General features: G+C 68.2%; 18 protein-coding genes. 11 read left to right on the top strand and 7 right to left on the bottom strand.

Annotated elements, in window-relative coordinates:
- Positions 1 to 195: 195 nt before the first annotated feature.
- The 3 genes from LDO29_RS22700 to LDO29_RS22690 all read right to left on the bottom strand — a co-directional run bounded on the left by LDO29_RS22700 (position 196) and on the right by LDO29_RS22690 (position 2,268).
- Positions 196 to 1,614, bottom strand: coding sequence for a DUF1254 domain-containing protein (locus LDO29_RS22700; protein ID WP_224081985.1), 1,419 nt, complete (start codon positions 1,612 to 1,614; stop codon positions 196 to 198).
- A 224-nt stretch (positions 1,615 to 1,838) separates the two neighbouring features.
- Positions 1,839 to 2,012, bottom strand: coding sequence for a hypothetical protein (locus LDO29_RS22695; RefSeq protein WP_224081984.1), 174 nt, complete (start codon positions 2,010 to 2,012; stop codon positions 1,839 to 1,841).
- A gap of 13 nt (positions 2,013 to 2,025) precedes the next feature.
- Positions 2,026 to 2,268, bottom strand: coding sequence for a hypothetical protein (locus LDO29_RS22690; protein ID WP_224081983.1), 243 nt, complete (start codon positions 2,266 to 2,268; stop codon positions 2,026 to 2,028).
- A 363-nt stretch (positions 2,269 to 2,631) separates the two neighbouring features.
- Between LDO29_RS22690 and LDO29_RS22685 the strand changes: the two genes are divergently transcribed.
- Positions 2,632 to 4,323 carry an MBL fold metallo-hydrolase gene (locus LDO29_RS22685; RefSeq protein ID WP_224081982.1) on the top strand — a complete coding sequence of 564 codons (1,692 nt, stop codon included), beginning with the start codon at positions 2,632 to 2,634 and terminating at the stop codon, positions 4,321 to 4,323.
- Between the two features lie 24 nt (positions 4,324 to 4,347).
- Here LDO29_RS22685 and LDO29_RS22680 read toward each other — a convergent pair whose 3' ends face one another.
- Together LDO29_RS22680 and LDO29_RS22675 are read right to left on the bottom strand one after the other, a co-directional pair.
- On the bottom strand, positions 4,348 to 5,151 hold the full coding sequence (locus LDO29_RS22680) for an anti-sigma factor family protein (protein WP_224081981.1): 804 nt from the start codon (positions 5,149 to 5,151) through the stop codon (positions 4,348 to 4,350).
- Positions 5,138 to 5,836, bottom strand: coding sequence for an RNA polymerase sigma factor (locus LDO29_RS22675; RefSeq protein WP_224081994.1), 699 nt, complete (start codon positions 5,834 to 5,836; stop codon positions 5,138 to 5,140). The genes LDO29_RS22680 and LDO29_RS22675 overlap by 14 nt, the downstream gene beginning before the upstream one ends.
- A gap of 113 nt (positions 5,837 to 5,949) precedes the next feature.
- On the opposite strand from LDO29_RS22675, the gene LDO29_RS22670 reads away from it, so the two are divergent.
- The 5 genes from LDO29_RS22670 to LDO29_RS22650 all read left to right on the top strand — a co-directional run bounded on the left by LDO29_RS22670 (position 5,950) and on the right by LDO29_RS22650 (position 9,842).
- A complete protein-coding gene (locus LDO29_RS22670; RefSeq protein WP_224081980.1) occupies positions 5,950 to 6,837 on the top strand; it encodes a metallophosphoesterase family protein in 888 nt (295 codons plus the stop codon).
- A 24-nt stretch (positions 6,838 to 6,861) separates the two neighbouring features.
- Positions 6,862 to 7,236 carry a cupredoxin domain-containing protein gene (locus LDO29_RS22665; protein WP_224081979.1) on the top strand — a complete coding sequence of 125 codons (375 nt, stop codon included), beginning with the start codon at positions 6,862 to 6,864 and terminating at the stop codon, positions 7,234 to 7,236.
- A 111-nt stretch (positions 7,237 to 7,347) separates the two neighbouring features.
- A complete protein-coding gene (locus tag LDO29_RS22660) occupies positions 7,348 to 8,166 on the top strand; it encodes a class I SAM-dependent methyltransferase (RefSeq protein ID WP_224081978.1) in 819 nt (272 codons plus the stop codon).
- 151 nt (positions 8,167 to 8,317) lie between these two features.
- A complete protein-coding gene (locus LDO29_RS22655; RefSeq protein WP_224081977.1) occupies positions 8,318 to 8,470 on the top strand; it encodes a hypothetical protein in 153 nt (50 codons plus the stop codon).
- A 169-nt stretch (positions 8,471 to 8,639) separates the two neighbouring features.
- Positions 8,640 to 9,842 (top strand): GGDEF domain-containing protein, encoded by a 1,203-nt coding sequence (locus LDO29_RS22650; RefSeq protein ID WP_224081976.1) that lies wholly within the window; start codon positions 8,640 to 8,642, stop codon positions 9,840 to 9,842.
- 2 nt (positions 9,843 to 9,844) lie between these two features.
- Here LDO29_RS22650 and LDO29_RS22645 read toward each other — a convergent pair whose 3' ends face one another.
- Positions 9,845 to 10,861, bottom strand: a complete 1,017-nt coding sequence (locus tag LDO29_RS22645; RefSeq protein ID WP_224081975.1) for an AraC family transcriptional regulator — start codon at positions 10,859 to 10,861, stop codon at positions 9,845 to 9,847.
- A 168-nt stretch (positions 10,862 to 11,029) separates the two neighbouring features.
- On the opposite strand from LDO29_RS22645, the gene LDO29_RS22640 reads away from it, so the two are divergent.
- The 5 genes from LDO29_RS22640 to LDO29_RS22620 all read left to right on the top strand — a co-directional run bounded on the left by LDO29_RS22640 (position 11,030) and on the right by LDO29_RS22620 (position 16,611).
- A complete protein-coding gene (locus tag LDO29_RS22640) occupies positions 11,030 to 12,163 on the top strand; it encodes an acyl-CoA dehydrogenase family protein (protein ID WP_224081974.1) in 1,134 nt (377 codons plus the stop codon).
- Between the two features lie 63 nt (positions 12,164 to 12,226).
- Positions 12,227 to 13,750 carry a CoA-acylating methylmalonate-semialdehyde dehydrogenase gene (locus LDO29_RS22635; RefSeq protein ID WP_224081973.1) on the top strand — a complete coding sequence of 508 codons (1,524 nt, stop codon included), beginning with the start codon at positions 12,227 to 12,229 and terminating at the stop codon, positions 13,748 to 13,750.
- Positions 13,751 to 13,795: 45 nt separating this feature from the next.
- Positions 13,796 to 14,704 (top strand): 3-hydroxyisobutyrate dehydrogenase, encoded by a 909-nt coding sequence (gene mmsB / locus LDO29_RS22630; RefSeq protein ID WP_224081972.1) that lies wholly within the window; start codon positions 13,796 to 13,798, stop codon positions 14,702 to 14,704.
- Positions 14,701 to 15,471, top strand: coding sequence for an enoyl-CoA hydratase (locus LDO29_RS22625; protein WP_224081971.1), 771 nt, complete (start codon positions 14,701 to 14,703; stop codon positions 15,469 to 15,471). The genes mmsB and LDO29_RS22625 overlap by 4 nt, the downstream gene beginning before the upstream one ends.
- Before the next feature lie 9 nt (positions 15,472 to 15,480).
- Positions 15,481 to 16,611 (top strand): enoyl-CoA hydratase/isomerase family protein, encoded by a 1,131-nt coding sequence (locus LDO29_RS22620; RefSeq protein WP_224081970.1) that lies wholly within the window; start codon positions 15,481 to 15,483, stop codon positions 16,609 to 16,611.
- A gap of 45 nt (positions 16,612 to 16,656) precedes the next feature.
- On the opposite strand, the gene alaC is transcribed toward LDO29_RS22620, so the two are convergent.
- Positions 16,657 to 17,907 carry an alanine transaminase gene (gene alaC / locus LDO29_RS22615; RefSeq protein ID WP_224081969.1) on the bottom strand — a complete coding sequence of 417 codons (1,251 nt, stop codon included), beginning with the start codon at positions 17,905 to 17,907 and terminating at the stop codon, positions 16,657 to 16,659.
- Between the last annotated feature and the right edge of the window lie 52 nt (positions 17,908 to 17,959).

The following is a 17,959-nucleotide window of genomic DNA, read 5'->3' as shown; positions in this document are numbered from 1 at the left end:
GGCCCGACCGGCGCTTTGCCGTCAAACACCCAAGGTAGGAGCCCGGTGCCCGAATCGGGCACGCCGGGATCTGTGCGGGGGGTGCCCAGCAATGGGCATTCCTACCGCGATCCGGATCGCCACGGCAAGGCCAAGACAAGACAAAAGGCCGCGTCCCCGGGGACGCGGCCTTTTGCTTCGCGGCGAGCAACAGCCTCAGTTCGCGCGTTCCACCGGCGGCGGCATCCAGGTGCCGTCGAGCAGTGCCTGCTCCGGCCAGTACGCACGCAAGGTCATGTTAAGCGCATCGGGCGGGGCCGGCAGCCAGTTGGCCACCTTGCCGCGCGCCGGGCGCTCATGCTGGATGTAGATATCGAGCGAGCCGTCGCGGTTGTAGCGCAGGTGGTCGCGGCTGCCAATGGAATAGCGGCCGATCGGATTCTCGACAAAAGCCTGGCGCTGGTTGTACAGCGACAGCGACCAGAACGCCTTGGCAGGCGGGAGCTGGTCCTTGGCGAAATGCAGGACGTAGCTGGAATTGCCTTGCAGCGCCTTGCCGGAGGCATCGGTCCCGGTCGAGGCATAGATCGCGTCTTCCGGCAGGTTGGCGCCGAGTCCCACCATGGCCGTGACCGCGCGGCGCGCGTAGTTGGTACCGTAGTTGCCGAGGTCGCGGTGCATGACCCAGCCATTGCCGGCATCGGCGTTACCCTTGCGGGCCATCTCCGCGATCGCCTGCAAGGCAGCCGTGGCGCCTTCCTGCACGGCGCGCGCGGTGGACGGCTCGAGCACCGTGGTCTTGAACGGCACGCCCGGCTCCAGTCCCATGCGGCGCATCTTCTCCACCATGGCGGCATCGGCAGCGGCGGGCGGGTTGGCCGGCAGCAGGCTCGCAAAGCGGCTGAAGAAAGCCTGCGCATCCATGGCCGCCACCTGCTCGACCGGGGGTGACTGCGTGTCCAGCGTCGGCGAACGCGGCGCGGGCTTCTCCGGCGCCGCGCGTATGCCCATCTTCCAGGCGGACAGCGGCGTCAGGCGGTACTGGTCCTGCAGGCGGTGCACGGCCGGGAAATCCTTCTTGCCGTTGGCCTGGGTCCGCCCCAACAGCCAGACCATGGCCGTGGGTGATTTGATCTGCGTCATGCCCTTGGGCAGCGGCCCTTCCCAGCCCGGACCGGTGATGACGAAGTTGCCGCGCTGCGTGCCGGTGGTGCGCTTGCCCGGCGAGGCAAAGACGTTGGTCCACGCATCCATCATCGGCATCAGGTAATAGCGGCCCCGGGTATCCGGCACGGACAGCACCACGGGTTCCTTAGACAGGTCCAGCCAGGCCGACGAATAGAGCGTGTCGGCATTGGGGGTGACCACTTCGGTGAAGCTCGCATCCGGGAAGGTGCGCTTGTGGCTGAAGGTGTTGGGCGGCGTGCGCAGGCTCATCAGCTCGCGCGTCACGTCCATCAGCACCAGCGGGTAGGCGTAGGTGAAGACTTCGGCGGACAGCGCCTTCATGGCCTGGTTCGACGGCGGCTGCACGGCGGCAACCGGCGCCGTGACCGGTTCAGGCGTGGTGGAGCAGGCGCTGAGCACGATAGCGAGCGCCGCAACGCCCGCCAGTTGACGGATGGAAGGTTTCATGACCCCGTTTCCCAGATTTGTTCTTGCAGCCTTCTTGCGGGGTCGGTACGTGGCATGGCGCCAAGTTGCCCCGGAGGCGCATCTATTCCGTCCGAATCATGTCCGCCCGTCCTGTGAGTGTCAATTCCTCTGGCGCAGGGATGCGAGGGGAAGCGAACCAAGCGGCGCCCGGGAAGGCCCCTGCGCCGGCCAACTGTCTGCCTGCTGCAACAGCTGGCAGACGGCTACGCCGTGGCGCCGAAAGCCGCTTGGTAGCTGACGTGGCCGGCGCGCCGCAGCGCGGCGACGATGAATGCCTCCGTGTGCTGTGAATGCGGCGCGTCCAGGAACGCGGCTTCGGTCAGCCGTGCGATCGCGTCGGCATCCTGGGGCGTTTCCGGGCGGATGGTCAGTGGCACGGCGTGCGGCGCCTCAGTAGCGCAACTGCACATCGTCCACCCGGGCGGTGCGCCCGTTATAGAGACAGGTGTAGCGGAATCCGATCGAGGCCTGGCTGTTGTCAGGCTCGAATGTGCCCTCGCCCGTGACCGCGGCAATGCCGCCGGGCCGTGGACTGACCTGCTCGCGGTCCTCCAGCAGGAAGATGCTTCCGGGTTCGGGGTGCCCCTTCCTGACATTGGCGGTAACCGCCTGTTCGCAGGCGTCGGCTGCCACTCTTGGCACGATCCTGGGCTCTGCCGCCGGGCGCGAGGCGGGCCTGCTCGTCTGCTGCGGCGGCGTCTCGCACGCTGTCAGCAGCAACACGAAGGACAGGCAAAGGTACGAGGCTCGGGACAAAACGGGCATCCTCCCTTCGTAAAGTGCAGTACAGCAATCAGAGTAGGTCGTTCAGCGGGAAATGCCAAAGGCACAGTTCCGCACCAGCGCGGAGCATGCGGAAATCCCCGGAGCAGAGCGAACCGGCCATCGCCGCTACACTATGGCCCTGCATGCGAAAAAACGTCGCACGAACGAAGCACCGGCGCCAGACCGGTCCAGCCACATACAGCCGCGCGGCCCGGTCCGCGCGCCGACACAATGACAACGACAGAGACAACCCAGACCCGAGCTGCCAATCCGTCCACCTTGTTGCGCGCCGCAGCCAGCCTGCTGGTGGTACGCGACGGCCCGCAGGGCATGGAGGTCCTGCTGGTACGCCGCGTGGAGCGCGCCAACGACCGCAGCAGCGGTGCCTTCGTGTTCCCCGGCGGCACGCTCGATCCGCAGGACAAGGCTCTGCACGTTCACGCTGCCGGCCTGGACGATGCCGCGGCCAGCGAGCGCCTGAACCTGCCGGCCAACGGCCTGGACTTCTACCTGGCTGCCGTGCGCGAATGCTTCGAAGAAGCCGGATTGCTGCTGGCCTATCATCGCGACGGCGACCTGCTGGTCCCGGGCCACCTCGATGCCGCGAAGCACGATTTCCTGCGCCAGGCGGTGCAGCGCGGCGGCCCCGGGCTGGCGCACGCGTGCGTGGAGCTGGGCCTGCGCCTGGCGCCGGACCGCCTGGCCTACCACAGCTACTGGCTCACGCCGCCGGGGCTGCCCAAGCGCTTCGACACGCGCTTTTTCGTGGCGATCGCGCCCGCAGGCCAGATTGCCGCCCATGACGGCATGGAGGTTGTCGAGCACCGCTGGATCCGCCCCGGCGACGCCGCCGACCCGGCCAGCGGCCTGCCAATGATGCATGTCACGCGCCGTACGCTGCAGTCCATCGCCCACTTCGAGACAGCGCAGGACTGCTTTGCCAGCACCTCGCAGCTGCGCAACATTGCCTGCATCATGCCCAGGCTGGCCAAAGGCGCGGCGGGCGTGCGCCCGGTCATGCCCAACGAGTCGAGCTATGCCGAGATCGGCCGCATCGACCCGGACGGCAAGGCCCACGCACGCTACGAGCTCGCTCCGGGGGAGCCCGTGCAGCTTTCAGAGCGGCTCCGGCGCGTCACCGCCAATAACGGCAATGTCATGACCGGCCCGGGCACCAACACCTACCTGGTTGGCGGCGGGGCGCGCAATGAGTGGGCCGTGATCGATCCCGGCCCCGATGATGCCGCCCACGTGCAGGCCGTGCTCGCTGCCGCACCGGGCCCGATCCGCTGGATCCTCGTCACGCACACCCACATGGACCATTCGCCCGCGGCGCCCGCGCTGCAGGTCGCCACGGGCGCCACGGTGCTCGGCCGCGCCGCGCCGGCCACGCAATGGCAGGACACCGGCTTTGCCCCCGCGCGCGATCTGCAGCACGGCGAGCGCATCGCCATTGGCGACGACTGCACGCTGCGCGTGATCCATACGCCGGGCCATGCCTCCAACCACCTTTGCTACCTGCTGGAAGAAGAGAAGACGCTCTTCACCGGCGACCACGTCATGCAGGGTTCCACGGTCGTCATCGCTCCGCCCGACGGCGATATGCGCGCCTACCTGGAGTCGCTAGCAGCGTTGCAGGACGAAGACCTGGAATGGCTGGCACCCGGCCACGGCTTCCTGATCGCCCGCCCGCAGGAGGCCATCCGCCTGCTCGTGCGCCACCGCCTGCACCGCGAAGCCAAGGTGCTCAACGCGCTGCGCGATCTCGGGCCGGCCCCGATCGAGGCGTTGCTGCCGCGTGTCTACGACGATGTGCCGGAGCGCATGCACCCGGTGGCCCAGCGCTCGCTGCTGGCACACCTGCTCAAGCTGGTCGCGGACGGCAGGGCCGTCGAAGCGGAAGGCCGCTGGCAGACCGCGTAACGCCAACAGCCTGCCCGCGCGCCGCTATCGCTGCGTGGCAGGAGCACTCGCCTGCCAGGCCCGGCGCAGCGCATGCAGGTCATCGGCGGAGGCATCGGTGATGGCCAGGAACCGCATGCCGTCGGCGTCCCAGCTCTCGAGCTGGTAGCCCTGCCGCGATCCCGACACCTTCGGCGGCAGTTCGCCCGTACCTTCGGGGAAGACGAACACGTCGACGGGATGCCGGTTGCGGCGGTAGACCACCACGGCCACCGGGCGGCCGTCGACGTAATCCAGCCTGCCGCCGGCCAGCACGAAACCCTGCTCTGCCAGGTCGCGCACGACCGGCGCATAGTCCAGCCGCCCGTTGAACCAGGGCTTGACCGTATGCTGGTCCAGCGACGCCACGTCGAGCGGCCGGCCCGAGAGCAGTGCCCGCACGTGGCTGGCCACCATCTCGCGGGCCACGGCGTCCGCATCGTACCGGTACCTGGCCAGTTGCCCGATGCCGAGCGCCACGGCGGCTACCACGGCCAGCGCAAGGCCCGCGCGTGCGGGGTGGCTCCAGGCGAGCCACTTGCCCAGGCTGCCCCATTTGCCCCATCTCGGACTGGACCCTTCCTGCAACGGCGCCGGCAGGCTTGCCATCAGGCGGGCACGCAGCTCGCCGTCAGCGCGGTGGTAGGTGGCGCCTTCACGCACTGCGTCGCGCAGCGCGCGGATACGGGCAATCTCCGCGGCACAGGCCGGACAGGACGCCAGATGCGGATCCAGCCGCGCCAGGTCGGCCGGGCCGAGTTCCCCGTCCGCGCCGGCATGCAGCAGCCGCCGAGCCTCATTGCAGTCCATTGCCCACCTCCCCGGCCGGCCCCGCCAGGCCATCCAGCCGCGCCGGCCCCTCCGCCGGCAGTCCGGCCCGTTCCACGCGCAGTGCCGCCACTGCGACGGCCAGCGCATGCCGCGCACGGGCGAGCCGCGACATGACCGTGCCAAGCGGGATGGCGGCAACCTGCGCGATATCGCGGTAGCACAAGTCCTCCAGTTCGCGTAGGACGATCACCTCCCGCAGCGTGGCGGGCAAGCGCGCCAGTGCCTCGTGCACCAGGCGAACGTCCTCGGCGCGCAGCAGGCAGCACAGCGGCTCGCGCTCGCTGGCGTCCTGCCAGCCGGGCCAGGCCTGCGCAACGTCGACGCCGTCTTCGTATGGCGCGGCGTCGCGGGCTGGCCGGTCACGGTCCCACGTGGAAAACCAGGTATTGCGCACGATGGCCAGCAGCCATGGCCGCGGCCGGTCGCCGTGGTAGCTGCCGAAGTAGGTGTAGGCACGCAGCAGCGCCTCCTGCACCACGTCCTCCGCCTCGGCTGCGCCACCGCTCAGCCACCGTGCAAGGTTGTAGGCCGCATTAAGATGCGGCAGGACCAGCTCGGCAAACCGGCGGCGTTCGTCAGTGGCGTTCACGGCGCTCCTTTGGCCTGACCTTGCGGAGCCCGCGCTATAGCCTCCGCCCGCCGTGTTTACCGGCGTCGATACCAGTTTATTCCGCTGCCGGGCCCCGCCTGCGCGCCGTCAGCGGCCTGGGAATAGAAGCGCGCCTTGCGCGGTATGACAGGCATCCGGCCTCATGCCGGGCTCCACAGGAGAACACCATGCCCGACAATCCCGCTCCTGACCGGCGCGATTTCCTGCGCCTTGCCGCCGCTGCAGGCGGCGCCGTCCTGGCATCCGCGCTGCCCGGCTGGGCCGCTGCGCCGGGCAAGGACTTCTACTTCGTGCAGCTTTCCGACCTGCACTGGGGCTTCCAGGGCCCGCCGAATCCGGATGCGCGCGGAACGCTGCCCAAGGCCATCGCGGCGGTCAATGCCTTGCCGGCCCCACCGGATTTCATCGTCTTCACGGGTGACCTGACCCACACGACCGACGATCCCGACGAGCGGCGCAAGCGCATGCGCGAAGTGAAAGCGCAGATCGACGCACTCCAGGTCAAAACCCGCTACCTGATGCCCGGCGAGCACGATGCCAGCCTGGATCGCGGCGAAGCCTTCCAGGAATTCTTTGGCCCCACGCACTACACCTTCGATCACCAGGGCGTTCACTTCATCGTCCTCGACAATGTGTCCGACCCAGCCGGGCGCGTCGGCGCGGCCCAGCTCGACTGGCTGGCCTCGGACCTGGCCCGCCTGCCGCGCGAAGCGCCGATCGTCGTGTTCACCCACAGGCCGCTGTTCGACCTTTATCCGCAGTGGGACTGGGCCACGCGCGACGGCGCCGAGGTACTGCAGCGCCTGGATCCGTACAGCCACGTCACCGTCTTCTACGGCCACATCCACCAGGAACACCACCACCGGACCGGCCACATCGCCCACCATGCCGCGCGGTCGCTGATGTTCCCGCTGCCGCCCCCCGCGTCGCAACCGCTGCGCCAGCCAGTGGCGTGGGATGCCGGACACCCCTATCGCGGGTTGGGGTGGCGCCAGGTCATGACCCGGCAGGCGCCGCTGCGCCTGGCACTCGAAGAACGACCGGTAGCCGCCTGACCGCTGCCCCCATGGAGAATGACGATGATCGAGCAAACGCCCTTCCGTCCGTCGCGCAGGCGCAGCCTGGCCTGGCTGGCGGCGCTGGCTGCCTCGGTACCGTTCTGGACGGCGTCGGCCGCCATGCCGCGGCGCATCGCCGTCACCGCGCGGCGCTTTGTCTTCACACCGGACCGCATTGCCCTGCACAAGAACGAATCCGTGATTCTCGAACTGACGGCGCTCGACGTGGTGATGGGCTTCAGTGTGCCGGACCTTGGCATCCGCACGGACCTGCCGCCCGGCAAGAAGATGGAGGTTCCCATCCACGCCGCCGCAGCCGGGTCGCACCTGTTCCTCTGCGATATCTTCTGCGGGTCAGGGCATGAGTCGATGAATGGTCTGATCGAGGTCAGTTGAACCCGAGCGCCGCGGCCTGGACACCCCGGAGCCATCGCTGTTGCCGCGAACCGCCTAGCATGGAAGCAATCAGGCGGGCCTTCACCGCCTGGCCGGCACCGGGGGACAATCATGCAATTGCCCGACAGCGACAAGGCCTTCACGGGTGCGATTCCCGAACTGTACGAGCAGTATCTCGTGCCAATGATCTTTGCCCCGTATGCAGCGGACCTCGCCCGCCGGGCGGCCGCGCTGCGGCCGGCCAGGGTGCTGGAACTGGCGGCCGGCACGGGCGCCCTGACGCGCGAACTGGCCCGATCGCTGCCGCCGCAGGCAGCCATTGTTGCGACCGACCTGAATCCGCCGATGCTGGAACGGGCGCAGGTTGTCGGCACCAGCCGCCCGATAGCCTGGCAGGTGGCAGATGCCATGCGGTTGCCGTTCGATGATGGCAGTTTCGATCTCGTTGCCTGCCAGTTCGGTGTCATGTTCTTCCCCGACAAGGCCGCCGCGTTCGCCGAGGCACGACGCGTGCTGGCCCCGGGTGGCACCCTGCTGTTCAACGTGTGGGACCGCATCGAGGACAACCACTTCACGCATACCGTCTGCCAGGCGCTGGCACAACTGTTCCCGGACGCCCCGCCGGATTTCATGATGCGTACGCCACATGGCTATTACCGGCAGGCCGAGATCGCCGCGCATCTGCGACAGGGCGGCTTCCTGGCGGCGCCTGCTGTGGAAACGTTGCCCTCGACCAGCGTTGCCGCGTCGCCGCGTATTGCGGCAATGGCCTTATGCCAGGGCACGCCGCTGCGAGCGGACCTGGAAGCCCGGGGGACCGATGCCTTGCAGCACGCCACGGATTGCTGCGAGCAGGCACTGGCGCAGGCATTCGGCACGGGTTCCATCAAGGGTCGGATGCAGGCGCACGTGGTCACCGTCCCCGCCTGACCGGCATCCTCCCTCGCAGCCACCGCCGCCGGCTGGCGGCTTGCCCCTACCCTCGTGGGGATAGCCCCCAAACAGGTGATGTGGGGTAGGCACTGTTTTTCCTACTCTTCTCCCCACCGGTCACAGAGCCGGGATTCAGAAGGGGTCAGACATGGAATACGTCACTTCGCTGGGCGCCTATATGGTCGCCCTCCTTGTCGCATTGCTGGTCGCCGCGCGCTGGTTGCTCAAGCACGACCCGGCCCTGCGGATCGAGCCCGCGCCGGACGTGGACCATACCGCGCCACCCGGCGCCGGAGACTGAAGTGCCGGCATCCGCCAAGGCCTCCTGACGCCTTCGGCGTGCCGTTTCCGGTGGGGTATCGACGTACGCGGTAGTGCGTCAGGGCAACGTCCGGCCAGGTTCGGCCCGGACACCGTATCATTACGGTTTTGTCCAACTGGCGGCCACCCGCCCCCAGGATTTTCCACCGATGTCCCTCCCAACCGCGCTGCTGGTCATCACGGCGGCGCTGAGCGCCATGATGCTGGCCATTGTCTGGTCGCTGCGCCGCTGCGGGCTGCCGGGCGTGCGGGACTGGTGCAACGCCAACCTCATGGTCACCGTCGCGCTGGTGCTGTTCGCACTGCGTGGCAACATCAGCGACATCCTCTCCGTAGTGGCGGCCAATACCGCCCTGGGCTGGGCAGTGGCGCTGTTCTATGCGGGCTGCGTCCGCTTCTGCGGTGGCCAGCCGCGCTGGGGACGGCTCGCCGCCGGCACGCTGGCGACCATGGCCGTGGTGACGATTTGGCGCTACGTCTACGATGTTTACACCACGCGCGTGGTGGCCGTCTCCGTCCTCCACGCGGTGCTGTGTGCGCTGACCGGCATCACGCTGATCCGCCGGCGGCCGCGCGGGCGTGCCGGCAACCACCACCTGACCACGGCCGGCTTTGCGCTCTTCTTCGCCACCGGGCACGCCGTGCGTGGCCTGCTGTCGGCGTTTTCGCTGTTGGGCAACCCCTACGTCCTGCAGTCGATGGGCCTGAACAGCCTGTTCCTGACGCTGGGCGCGCTGGTGATGCCGGCCCTGAGCATGGGCGCCGTGCTGATGATCCACGACACCATGGTGCGCAGGCTGCAGGCCATCGCCAACACCGACGGCCTGACCGGTGTCCTGTCGCGCAAGGCCTGGGAAGACGTGGCGCAGCGCGAGATCGCCCAGGCCGCGCGCGGCAAGCCTGCGCCCGCGCTGCTCATCATCGACATCGACCGCTTCAAGACCGTCAATGACACCTACGGCCACGCCGCCGGCGATGCCGTGCTGCAGGCCTTCGCCGGCCTTGCCGGCACACTGGTGCGCGCCACCGACGGCGTGGGGCGCCTGGGCGGAGAAGAGTTCGCGGTGCTGCTGCCGGCCACCACCGCGGCCGAGGCGCAGCAGCTGGCCGAGCGCATCCGCGCCGGCGCCGAGCAGCATCCGGTTCCGCTGGCACACAGCGGCGCCACGGTGCGCTACACCATCAGCGGCGGCGTTGCCTGCCTGCGCCCCGGCGAGTCGCTGGCCCAGCTCAGCGTACGCGCCGATGCCGCGCTGTACCGCGCCAAGCTGGAAGGCCGCAACCGCATCCTGGCGCACGACGACGGGCAGCCGGATACCGCCGCCGCGCCACGCGAAGTGCTGCCGGCCTGAACTCAGCCTTCCGCAGCCGTGCCCCGATAGGCGCCGGGCCGCGACCCGGTCCAGCGCCGGAACGCACGATGAAAAGCGCCAGGCTCGGCAAAGCCCAGCTCCGCCGCAATGTCTGCCACGGGCTTGCCGGTACGGCTGAGCGCGTCGATCGCCAGGTCGCGCCGGAGCTGGTCCTTGAGTTCCTGGTAGCTTGCGCCCTCGTCCATCAGGCGGCGGCGCAGCGATGACGCCGACAGGTTCAGGCTAAGCGCCAGCGCCTCGAACGTCGGCCACTGCTCGGGCCGCTGGTTGCGCAACTGGCGTCGCACGCGCGCGGCCACGCTGCTGCGGTCCGAATACTTCACCACCACGTTGTGCGGCGCATCGCGCAGGAATGACTTCAGGCTGCGTTCATCCTGCCGCACGGGCTGGTCAAGCAGGCCGGCGTCGAACACCAGCGCCGTGGCTGGCTGTCCGAATGCCGTCTGGCGCGAGTACATGATCCGGTATTCCGCCCCGTATGGCGGCTCGGGGTAGGCAAAGGACGCCAGCAGGATCGGCACGCGACGGTGGAGCAGCCAGCTCATCAGGCCCTGCAGCATGATCAGCATGGTTTCCTGCGCGAACACGCCGGGCAGCCGCCCTTGCGCCGCGGACGGCGCGGTCAGCGCCAGCGCCGCACGGTCGCCATGCCGCTCGAGCCGGACGCCGATGTCGTCGAGCAGCAGCCCGAAATAACGTGCGACGCGCTCCAGTGCCTGGGCGAAAGTGCGGCTGCCCGCCACCGCATGGCACAGCATGGCAAAGCTGCCGCACTTCATGCTGCGGGAATCCTGTCCGAAGAATTCATCGTCGAGCGCGGCGGCCACGGCCATCCACAAGTCGCTGTAGCTCGCCGTGGAGACGCGCGCCTGCGGCACCGCCAGCAGCGCCGGCGCAATGCCGGCACTGCGCAGGACCGGCTCAGGATCCAGCCCGCGGGCCATGAGCCCCGAGATGGCGTGGTGAACAAAGCAAATCGCGACGCTGCCTTTTTCCATGATGCGGCCACGCTCCGGGCGGCCGCAGGACGCCGGGCAGATGGCAAACGAGTTCACAAAGAATGGCGGATTTTGGCATAGGAGGCACGGCGGGCGCTTCCTACACTGCGCCTGTTCGATCTGAATACCGCCGAAGACCACCTCAATCGCGCCTGCCGCGCCCCTGCCATGCACAGCGACTACACCGAAGAGCAAACCATGATCCGCGACAGCGCGCGCACCTTTGCCAGCGAACGCCTCGCTGCCGGCGCCGCCGAGTGGGACCGCGCCGGCCGGCTGCCCGAGGACGTAGTCGCCGACATGGGTGCGCTGGGCCTGCTGGGCATGATCGTGCCGGAGGAATGGGGCGGCACCTATACCGACTACGTGGCCTATGCCCTGGCCATCGAGGAAATCGCCGCCGGCTGCGCCGCTTGCGCCACGCTCATGAGCGTGCACAACTCGGTCGGCTGCGGGCCGATCCTCCACTACGGCACCGATAGCCAGAAGCAGCGCTACCTGCCGCGCCTGGCCAGCGGCGAGGTGATCGGCGCCTTCTGCCTGACTGAGCCACAGGCGGGCTCCGAAGCCCACAACCTGCGCACGCGCGCCCAGCCCACCGAGCGCGGCTGGGTGCTGAACGGCAGCAAGCAGTTCGTCACCAACGGCCAGCGCGCCGGCGTGGCGGTGGTGTTCGCCGCCACCGAGCCGGAACGCGGCAAGAAGGGCATCTCCGCTTTCCTGGTGCCGACGGACACGCCGGGCTTCATCGTCCACGCGCCCGAAAAGAAGCTGGGCATCCGCGCCTCAGACACGTGCGCCATCACGCTCGAGGAATGCGAGGTGCCGCATGACGCGCTGCTGGGCGAGCCCGGCGAGGGCCTGCGCATCGCCCTGTCCAACCTGGAAGGCGGGCGCATCGGCATTGCCGCGCAGGCCATCGGCATCGCGCGCTCGGCGTTCGAGGCCGCGTGCCGTTATGCGTCCGAGCGCGTGCAGTTCGGCCGGCCGCTGCGCGAACATCCGCCCATCGCCAACATGCTGGCCGACATGGCCACCGAACTCAACGCCGCGCGGCTGCTCGTGCATCGCGCCGCGCGCATGCGCACGCAGGGGCTGCCATGCCTGTCGGAAGCATCGCAGGCCAAGCTCTATGCATCGGAGCTGGCCGAGCGCGTCTGCTCCAAGGCACTGCAGATCCACGGCGGCTATGGCTACCTGGAGGACTACCCCGTCGAGCGCCACTACCGCGATGCACGCATCACCCAGATCTACGAAGGCACCAGCGAGATCCAGCGCATGCTGATCGCGCGCAGCCTTTAGCACCCGCCTGCCCTATCGAACCCGCCTGACCTGCATCCCAATCCAGAACCTACCGGAGACATCATGAGTGCACTGCCCCAGACCGCCAACGCCGTTCCGACCGTCCCGCTGCTGATCAACGGCGAATGGGTGGAGTCGTCCGCCACGGAATTCCGCCACGTGGTCAACCCTGCCACCCAGGAAGTGCTGGCGCGCGTGCCGCTGGCCACCGCCAGCGAAGTCGCCGCGGCCGTGGATTCCGCGCAGCGCGCCTTTGCCACCTGGCGCCATACGCCCATCGGCGCGCGCCTGCGCATCATGCTGCGCTACCAGGCACTCATCCGCGAACACAGCAAGCGCATCGCGGCCATCCTCACGGCCGAACAGGGCAAGACGCTGGCCGATGCGGAAGGCGACATCTTCCGCGGCCTGGAAGTGGTCGAGCATGCGTGCTCGATCGGCACGCTGCAGCAAGGCGGCTTTGCCGAGAACGTGGCGGCCACGGTCGATACCTATACGCTGCAGCAGCCGATCGGCGTGTGCGCGGGCATCACGCCGTTCAACTTCCCGGCCATGATTCCGCTGTGGATGTTCCCGATGGCCATCGTCTGCGGCAATACCTTCGTGCTCAAACCGTCAGAGCAGGATCCGCTGTCGACCATGGAGCTGGTGAAGCTGGCCGTGGAAGCCGGCGTGCCGCCGGGCGTCCTGAACGTGGTGCAAGGCGCGAAGGACGTGGTCGATGCGCTGTGCACGCACCCCGATATCAAGGCGGTGTCCTTCGTCGGCTCGACCGCGGTCGGCACCCACGTCTACAACCTGGCCAGCGCGCACGGCAAGCGTGTGCAGTCGATGATGGGCGCCAAGAACCACGCCGTGGTGCTGCCCGACGCGCACAAGGAGCAGACCCTGAACGCGCTGGCGGGCGCGGGCTTCGGCGCCGCCGGCCAGCGCTGCATGGCCACGTCTGTGGTCGTGCTGGTGGGCGCCGCGCGCGAATGGGTGCCTGAACTCGTGGCCAAGGCGAAGACGCTCAAGGTCGGTGCCGGCGCCGAGCCGGGCACCGATGTCGGGCCGGTGGTTTCGGTTGCCGCCAAGGAGCGCGTCCTCGGCCTGATCGCCTCCGGCGAGAAGGAAGGTGCCACGCTGGTGCTCGACGGCCGCAATGTCGAGGTGCCGGGCTATCCGCAAGGCAATTTCATTGGCCCGACCATCTTCACGGACGTGAAGACCGACATGTCTGTCTACACCAACGAAATCTTCGGGCCGGTGCTGGTGGTGATTGGCGTGGATACGCTGGACGAGGCCATCGCGCTGGTCAACCGCAACCCGTTCGGCAATGGCACCGGCGTGTTCACGCAGAGCGGTGCGGCGGCACGCAAGTTCCAGAGCGAGATCGATGTCGGCCAGGTTGGCATCAACATCCCGATTCCGGTGCCCGTGCCCTACTTCAGCTTCACCGGCTCGCGCGGCTCCAAGCTGGGCGACCTGGGCCCGTACGGCAAGCAGGTGGTGCAGTTCTACACCCAGACCAAGACGGTGACGGCGCGGTGGTTCGACGACGCCACGGTGAATGATGGCGTGAACACGACCATCAGCCTGAAGTAAGCACGCCACGCACCGACCCGCCACACAATATCCAGGAGACCCGACATGCATATCGCCTTCATCGGCCTCGGCAACATGGGCGCCCCCATGGCGCGCAACCTGCTCAAGGCCGGCCACACGCTGACCGTGTTCGACCTCAACGCGGCTGCCGTGGCATCGCTGTGCGCCGAAGGCGCGGCCTCGGCCGACTCCGCGCGCAAGGCGGTGGCGGAGGCCGACTTCGTCATCACCATGCTGCCCGCGGCTGCGCATGTCCGGACGGCCTATCTCGGTGAGGAAGGCGTGCTGGCGGGCGTGCGCTCCGGCGTGCCGCTGGTCGATTCCAGCACCATCGACCCGGCCACCGTGCGCGAACTGGCCGCTGCCGCCGCAGCGCACGGCAACGCGCTGGCCGATGCGCCGGTGTCGGGCGGCACCGGCGGCGCGCAGGCCGGCACGCTGACCTTCATGGTCGGCGCCACGCCGGCGCTGTTCGAGCAGGTCAAGCCCGTGCTCGCCAATATGGGCCGCAACCTGGTCCATTGCGGCAACACCGGCACCGGCCAGGTTGCCAAGATCTGCAACAACCTGATCCTGGGGATTTCGATGATCGGCGTGTCCGAGGCCATGGCGCTCGGCGTGCGGCTGGGCATCGACGCCAATGTGCTGGCGGGCATTGTCAATACGTCCACGGGCCGCTGCTGGTCGTCTGACACCTACAACCCCTATCCCGGCGTGATCGAGACCGCGCCGTCGTCGCGCGGCTATACAGGCGGCTTCGGCGCCGAACTGATGCTCAAGGACCTGGGCCTGGCGGCCGATGCCGCGCGCAGCGTCAAGCAGCCGCTGTTCCTCGGCGCGCTGGCCCAGCAGCTCTACCAGGCCATGAGCCAGGCTGGCGACGGACAGCTCGATTTCTCCGGAGTGATCCGGCAGTACCTGCCCAAGACCGGGCCTGACGGAGGCCAGCCATGATCGAATTTGCCCTGGACGGGCACATTGCCCGTCTCACGCTCAGCCGCCCGCCGGCCAATGCCTTCACGGCCGAAGGCCTGCAGCAACTGCAGGACCTTGTTGCGAGGATCAATGCCGATCCACAGGTACGCGCCGTGGTGATCACCGGCGCCGGAGACCGCTTCTTCAGTGCCGGCGCTGACCTCAACGGCTTCGCCGAAGGCGACCGTGCCCATGCACGCGTGATGGCGCAGCGCTTCGGCGCGGCCTTCGAAGCGCTGCAGAACGCGCGGCCGCTCGTGATCGCCGCGATCAACGGCTACGCCATGGGTGGCGGGCTCGAATGCGCGCTCGCTTGCGATGTCCGCATTGCCGAGGAACAGGCACAGATGGCGCTGCCCGAAGCCGGGGTCGGCCTGTTGCCGTGCGGCTGCGGCACGCAGACGCTGCCCTGGCTGGTCGGCGAAGGCTGGGCCAAGCGCATGATCCTGACCAATGAACGCGTGGATGCCGCCACGGCGCTGCGCATCGGCCTGGTGGAGGAGGTCGTGCCGCGCGGCAAGGCGCTGGAAGCAGCGCTGGCCATAGCTGGACGCGCCTGCACCGTGAGCCCGCGCGCGGCGGCCTACAGCAAGCAGCTCGTGCATCTGGCACGCCAGGGTGTGCCGCGCCAGGCCGCACTGGCGCTTGAACGCGAGCGCTTTGTCGACCTGTTCGACGGCGAGGACCAGCGCGAAGGCGTCAATGCCTTCCTGCAGAAGCGCGCGCCGCAGTGGCGCAATGGCTAGGAACCGATCATGAGACTGACACCGGAAAGCACCCCTGCCAGCCCGCCCGCCGGGACCGAGCCCGAAGTCCTGTTTCAGGTCATCAACCACGTCGGCCTGGTCACGCTGAACCGGCCGCGCCAGCTCAATGCGCTGTCTTACCCGATGATCGTGGCACTGTCCGCGCAGCTCGAAGACTGGGCCGGACAGGATGATATCCACGCCGTGGTGTTGCGCGGCGCCGGGCCCAAGGCCTTCTGCGCCGGCGGCGATATCCGCGCGCTGTACGACAGCCATCGCGACGGGACGCCGCTGCAGCGGCAGTTCTTTATCGACGAATACCAGCTCGACTACCGCCTGCACCGCTATTCCAAGCCGGTGGTGGCGCTGATGGATGGCATCGTCATGGGCGGCGGCATGGGCCTGTCGCAGGCCGCGCACCTGCGCATCGTTACCGAGCGCTCGCGCGTGGCCATGCCGGAGACCGGCATCGGGCTCGTTCCCGACGTGGGCGCAAGCCATTTCCTGTCGAAGATGCCGGTCCAGCTGGCGCTCTATCTGGGCCTGACCGGGGTGACGATTGGCGCCGAGGATGCCCTGCTGTGCGGGCTGGCAGATGACGCGGTGAACAGCGTTACGCTGGACGGCCTCGACGACACGCTTGCCGCCATCCGCTGGAGCGGCCAGCCCATGGAGGACCTGCGCCGTGCGCTGGTACGCGAGCCGATCTGCAGCGCAGCGGATGCACCGCTGCTCGAAGTCCTGCCGGCCCTGCTGCGGCACTTCCCGGCCAATACGAGACTTCCCGAAATCATCGCCGGCCTGGCCTGCCAGGACGACCCGCGCTACGCCGAATGGGCCGCGCGCACGGCGGATACCTTGCGCAAGCGCTCGCCGCTGGCTGCCTGCGCCACGCGTGAATTGCTGCTGCGCGGCCGCCGCCTCGACCTCGCCGACTGCTTCCGCATGGAGCTGGCCGTGGTGGTGCAATCGTTCACGCGTGGGGATTTTATCGAGGGCGTGCGCGCGCTGATCGTCGACAAGGACAACGCGCCGCGCTGGCGTATCGGCAGCTACGACGCGGTGGATGCCGCCGCGGTAGAGGCGTTGTTCGCGCGCTGGTGGCAGCCGGGCGACGATCCACTGCACATGCTGCTGTAGGTGTTGCGCCCCGCTTCCTCAGAGGGGCGCAACCGACGGCCGCGCTCAGGCCTTGCCCTTGCCGTGCCCGTCCGCATGCTCGGCTACGGGCACCTTGACGAGGCCGTCCGCGCGGAACATCGCCTTGATGCCGCGCACGGCCTGGCGGATTCGCGCTTCGTTCTCGATCAGCGCAAAACGCACGTACTCATCGCCGTAGTCGCCAAAGCCAATGCCGGGCGAGACGGAAACTTTCGCCTTGGCCAGCAGTTGCTTGGAAAACTCCAGCGAGCCCAGCGCGCGGTAAGGCTCGGGAATGCGCGCCCAGATGTACATCGACGCCTTCGGGATATCCACCTGCCAGCCCGATTCGATCAGGCCCTTTGCGAGCACGTCGCGGCGCGACTGGTAGTGCGCCGCGATCTCCTTCACGCATGACTGGTCGCCTTCGAGCGCGGCAATGGCCGCCACCTGCAACGGCGTGAAGGTGCCGTAGTCGTGATAGCTCTTGATGCGCGTGAGTGCGGCCACGAGGTCGGGGTTGCCCACCATGAAGCCGATACGCCAGCCCGCCATGTTGTAGCTCTTGGACAGCGTGAAGAACTCCACCGCGATGTCCTTGGCGCCGGGCACCTGCATGATCGATGGCGCCTTCCAGCCGTCGAAGACTATGTCGGCATAGGCCAGGTCGTGCACCACGAAGATATCGTGCTTGCGCGCCAGCGCGATCACGCGCTCGAAGAAGTCCAGCTCCACGCATTGGGCGGTCGGGTTCGACGGGAATCCCAGCACGATCATCTTCGGTTTCGGATAGCTGCCGCGAATGGTGCGCTCCAGCTCCGCGAAGAAATCGACACCCGGCACCAGCGGCACCGAACGGATATCCGCCCCGGCAATCACCGCGCCATAGATGTGGATCGGATAGCTCGGGTCGGGCACCAGCACCGTATCGCCGCGATCAAGCGTGGCCAGCATCAGGTGCGCCAGGCCCTCCTTGGAGCCGATAGTGACGATGGCCTCGGTATCCGGATCGATCTCCACGCCATAGCGCTCGCGGTACCAGTGCGAGATCGCGCGGCGCAGCCGCGGAATGCCCTTGGACGCGGAATAGCCATGCGTATCGGGACGCTGCGCGGCTTCCACCAGCTTGGCAACGATATGCGGCGGCGTGGCGCCGTCCGGGTTGCCCATGCTCATGTCGATGATGTCCTCGCCACGGCGGCGGGCGGCCATCTTCAACTCGGCGGTGATATTGAAAACGTACGGGGGAAGGCGATCGATGCGCGCGAAGCGGCGCTTGCCAGAGCTGGCAGTCATGAAGGAGTCCTTTACGTAAGCGCCCGGAACCGTCCGAGCGACGTCGGCAACC

It is taken from the genome of Cupriavidus laharis, from assembly GCF_914271435.1.
GTDB lineage: Bacteria > Pseudomonadota > Gammaproteobacteria > Burkholderiales > Burkholderiaceae > Cupriavidus > Cupriavidus laharis.
The sequence above is the reverse complement of the archived record's forward strand: the minus strand, read 5'-3'. Positions and strand labels throughout refer to the sequence as shown.